General features: G+C 43.3%; 2 protein-coding genes and 1 pseudogene. All 3 read right to left on the bottom strand.

Annotated elements, in window-relative coordinates; genetic code table 11:
- Window positions 1-795: 795 nt before the first annotated feature.
- Complete coding sequence (locus IXC47_RS19155) at window positions 796-2,415, bottom strand: TniQ family protein (RefSeq protein WP_195876750.1); 1,620 nt, start codon at window positions 2,413-2,415, stop codon at window positions 796-798.
- A gap of 8 nt (window positions 2,416-2,423) precedes the next feature.
- The gene (locus IXC47_RS19150) at window positions 2,424-3,809 is read right to left on the bottom strand and encodes a TnsD family Tn7-like transposition protein (protein ID WP_326838433.1); all 1,386 of its coding nucleotides are present in this window, start codon (window positions 3,807-3,809) and stop codon (window positions 2,424-2,426) included.
- Window positions 3,789-4,235, bottom strand: a pseudogene (locus IXC47_RS19495) (TniQ family protein); the annotation flags it as partial. The pseudogene IXC47_RS19495 and the gene IXC47_RS19150, both read right to left, overlap by 21 nt.
- Between the last annotated feature and the right edge of the window lie 155 nt (window positions 4,236-4,390).

The raw sequence follows: 4,390 nt of genomic DNA, 5'->3' as shown, positions 1-4,390 counted from the left end.
TGCCTCCGGTGACGTGGAAGCAGGCGGCCAATCAGTTTGCCATTCTGTTCGGCGAACGCTTCACCAACGCATTGCACTAGAATTTTTTAACCGACCTTCACACACAGAATTTCTGACACTACCGATTTCGAAGAGGCCAACATAATCCCAGTATTGGACGAGACGGACTTAGGTGAGGGTAAGCCGATCCTTCACAAGCTCGAAACAGACGAAGATTATGGACGCCTGCTTGAAGTTGCGATTACTCTTATAGCACCAGAACTCACTAATGAGGTTGAGGCAAAGTTAATCGCAATGTTCAGGCCACAGTACAACTCAGTCCTTTACAAGAACTATCCTGACATCGCGAAGGGTACTCGATCCGCTGGCTACACCGCTAGTGAGTTGCTGATCACCAATTTGCCGGTGACGCTGTATACCGATTCATTTCGAATCGACGCTTTGAGATGAGACATAGCAACATTGCTGCAATTTACTATGCACAAAACCGAGCATCTTCGGAGATTGTATAGATAGGTAAACAAGCTTTTAATCACTGCATTTCATCATCAGGGTATTCACTTTTCGTCAAGCATCGGAGAGTGAACCGTGCGTAACTTTTTCCCTACTATAAATGCTTGCAGTGGAAAACTGGCTGATAGGTTAAGAGGCATGCAAGCACAAGTATGGTTCTCCGCATCGCAGAGAGCAATGCATGCATTCAATTTTCATCATCCTTGTGATGCCAGCCATATATTCGAGACTTGCATAGCTTCCGGATTGTGAACGGACTGCAACGTTAATGTGGATACTCGACTAGGTCCAACAAGCTTTAAATCTGTTGAACACAACTCCTTCGAATAGTTGGCCGCCACGCTCTTGGATGTAAGCCCTGATATCCGAATTCGTTCTTACATAGTAATCGAGTTGATTTTGGTTGATAGTAATCAAATAGCGAGGTAAATCTTGGGGCGATACGTGAAGCCCCTTTTCCATATTGGCCTTCATAACGTCAAATGCCTGCTTCAACTCTTTCAGAATCATTATTGCAGATCTCCTGCTTTGGTTTTTCTGCTCTCGCTTATGCTCTTCATACGTTTCCTTTTTTCTTTCTTTTAACCACTCAACATCTCTTATCGACGCCCTATAAAACTCTTGTTGAGCGCGATTCGCCCATTGCGAAACAATATTATTGTCAGAGCCTCTGATTGCTTCGAAAATTCGCTCTCGATCACTCGCTACAGTAGGTATAGGCCTTGCACTGAATTTTGAAAAGGTTGGAAAGTTCTTATCAAACCAATCGCGATCATTCAGCATAAGGTACCAATACAACGGCTTCCGCCTTCTATAAATTTCAGAGCGGGTCTGCTTTATTTTGTCTTGGCAAAAATCAAGCACAACATGTCTTGCTTGCTCAACTGATTGTGGTATCTGTGGCGGAAGACGAACTTTTTTTTCTGAAGTTCTTGTTTCTGTTTTGTCAGCCGAGAACTCTTTGAACTTGAGCCTGAAAGCCGAAAAATCTGCCATCTTTGAAGCCAGAAATGCGCAGATTTGCGGCGCTCGATATTCAGATATCGGACTTTGCAATTTTTCCGAGTAAGTATATGAATCAGAGCGTTGGGCATTTAATGTCACGATTGCTTTCGATGCGCGCCAACCGTACACATTCTCGAGATACTCTCGGAAATGATTGCGATCCACTAAGCCTGCATCTTGCAACTCGAAATCAAAAAACGAGAACGACACATTACATGCATCAACCAATGATTTCGACATCAACGCAGAGGCACTGAATTTTGCCAGCCTCCCAAAAGCCTCGTGTTTTTGATTTTTTGTTACTGCGCTTTTTCTATAGTCATGACCGCATGAGCAAATAAGCGGCGCAGACGTAAAGGTGGCCTCCATTTGAAGAAATGCACGGCATGCCGGACATCTTGAAACTAGAGTGTCATCATGACGATAGCAAACCGAAACAAACGGTAATTGATGAGCTCGATGCAAGTAGGGTTCGCCATATTTTTGACAATCCTCATCTAAGCACGTAGGACACAGTCTTTTGATATGCGGCAGCAATGGCATGAGACGAGGCAGAGCTGCCTTTCGTTTCCGCACGAACAGCTCAGGAAGTTCTGACCCATGGCTTAGTTTGTTGAAGTCAAAATTTTTAGAGCTATGAAACCTCAACCAATACGGATACGTCGTCAGATTTAGGATCACATCGTCATATTCAACATCTAGCCCATTCAGCACCGACAAAAAAGTTTTTTCCCTGCTTACCATGTCTCGCCATGCTGCTCTAGCAATGTTTTTTTGAAACTCACCTTTTGCATACTGCCTTATCGATGCGACTGAATGAGCTTCAATCCGATATAACCAACTACCCAACAATTCATCCGGATATGGATGAACATAAAACGGCACTACTAACCCCATACGCCATCTCAACAGTCAGTAAAATTGAATTTTTTCTTCAGGTGCAATGTAAGTATTGGATCCAACTTACCAATCCCAGCTTTGCGAAGAATCATAGATAACGAGCAAGATTCATCAATCAAGTACGTAGCCATCACCCTTTCTAAACGACGTATTTGATAGCTTTGAACTGATTCTTCTTGATTATGAATTTCCTTCCATAATGTCGGCAAACGTACAACATTTCTCCTCGCCATGGCATCACCTATGCGCCGTAGCATTAATGATTTACTGATACGTGGATGATTTACTTGTGAGGTAAGTTTGGCTACGTACGCTATTAACTTCTTTCGCAAAGTGATATCTCGCTTTTTCCAATCCACACGATTTTTCGGCTTCACCCTCTTTTTCGGAACTTGATTACACATCTCTTTAAGCCAAGCTTTATCGTTGCGATAAAGCCAGTGGTATGTTGCACTCGCAAGACTACGGATTTTGGTGACTCCCTCTTTACGATGTTTCTTACATAGATGCTTCCAGAGCTTCCTACATCTATCAAGCTCTTGCTCACCTTTTATTTTTTTGTGCACGGCCTCCACTTCTGGAGACTCATGTAAAAGTCGGTATACCGTTGACACAGATAAATTCTCTTGTTCTGATACGGATACCGGCGACATACCGGAACGCAGTTTATCGTGAACATTTTTGCGCTTTGTTTGGGTGATTGTTTTACTCCTCTCACTTACTAAAATCCCCATTCTGCGTCTTAGTTGCACAATAGATGTTACTGAGGTGCATAACTCTTGAGCTAGCAATCGACACGAAATGCCCACGTCAGAAAGCTTGTTTTTATTCCTGTCTGGGTCAAAAGGTAATTTCGATTTTTTCCTCGAAATCACTTCGTCCTTGTCTGAGATTTCAGCCCCCTGGCAACCCATCAATTTATCCCTAAAAGTAGCAATGTCTTTGAAAAGAAATTCAATCAGCAATAAATGACATATCGGATGAATTGCCCTCGATGGGCGAGCAAAAATCTCCCTAACCCATCTCATGGGTTGTAGTTGTGATGACAAAAGGCGATCCTGACAACAATAACCTTCAAAGTTGTTATGGAAACTGCGCAACTCATGCACAAGTCCATTCAGATCAATTCGTCGTTTGCTTTTAGACAGCCCGAGATTTCTCAACCCATTCTCATAGACACTTGTTCGATGAGATGGCGCAATCTCTAGCAATGATGAAAACAATAGTTCGTGGGATATCTTTGCAAAGTTCTCTTGCCTGGAATCTGACTTATTCGCCCTTCTAACTGGATCAACAATAGACGGTGCTAAAACAATTTGTTGACGATGTCTCGCTATATCGATCTCGATATGCTCGCAAAGATTTATTCCATGCAAATAGCAACTAGTCACACCTGGTAGGTGATGAGATCGATGCCAGTAACTCATCCCATACTGCGCTAGATCCGCTACTGCGCAAAGAGGACAGTGTCGAAGACTTACATTTGCACCGAATCCATTTGCCACACGGCCTATTAGGGTCTTAAGCCCTATTCCCCCGCCGTTTAACAGTATATGCAACGCTTTACGACCTTGTTCGTTAGAGAGGAACGGACGATGGTACGGAAATAGAGTCCCAAGACGAGCCAACTCCACGCCAGAATCGCATGGTGGAATTGGTCCAATGTTTTTTTGAACTTGAATGATGTTAGTCGGAAGATCAATGCAAGGAATAATTGTCTGACTTCCAAAGATAATCTGCATTGCTCGACGAGGATCGCCGAGTGCGTTAAAAGCGATAAATCTACCTAGAAATGAATACAGTAACTCGTCTGGTAGTAATGAAGGTGTGTATCCATAACTCGGAGGAGCCTGTCAGATTTTTTGTGTGCCGAAGGTCATGAGATGATACCGAAAGGGAAACACCATGACTACATCGATGAGCACAGTAAAAAAGCCCAAGAAACCGAAAGCCCTCAAACTTTTTTCCGACG

The organism is Herminiimonas contaminans (genome assembly GCF_015645465.1).
Classification (GTDB): Bacteria; Pseudomonadota; Gammaproteobacteria; order Burkholderiales; family Burkholderiaceae_D; genus Oxalicibacterium; species Oxalicibacterium contaminans.
Note: the sequence above shows the minus strand (reverse complement) of the source record. Positions and strands in the feature narration are given on the sequence as shown.

Bases quoted from the DNA above. Each gene is read 5' to 3' on its own strand.
- IXC47_RS19155 (WP_195876750.1), bottom strand. From the start codon at position 2,415: ATGGGGTTAGTAGTGCCGTTTTATGTTCATCCATATCCGGATGAATTG.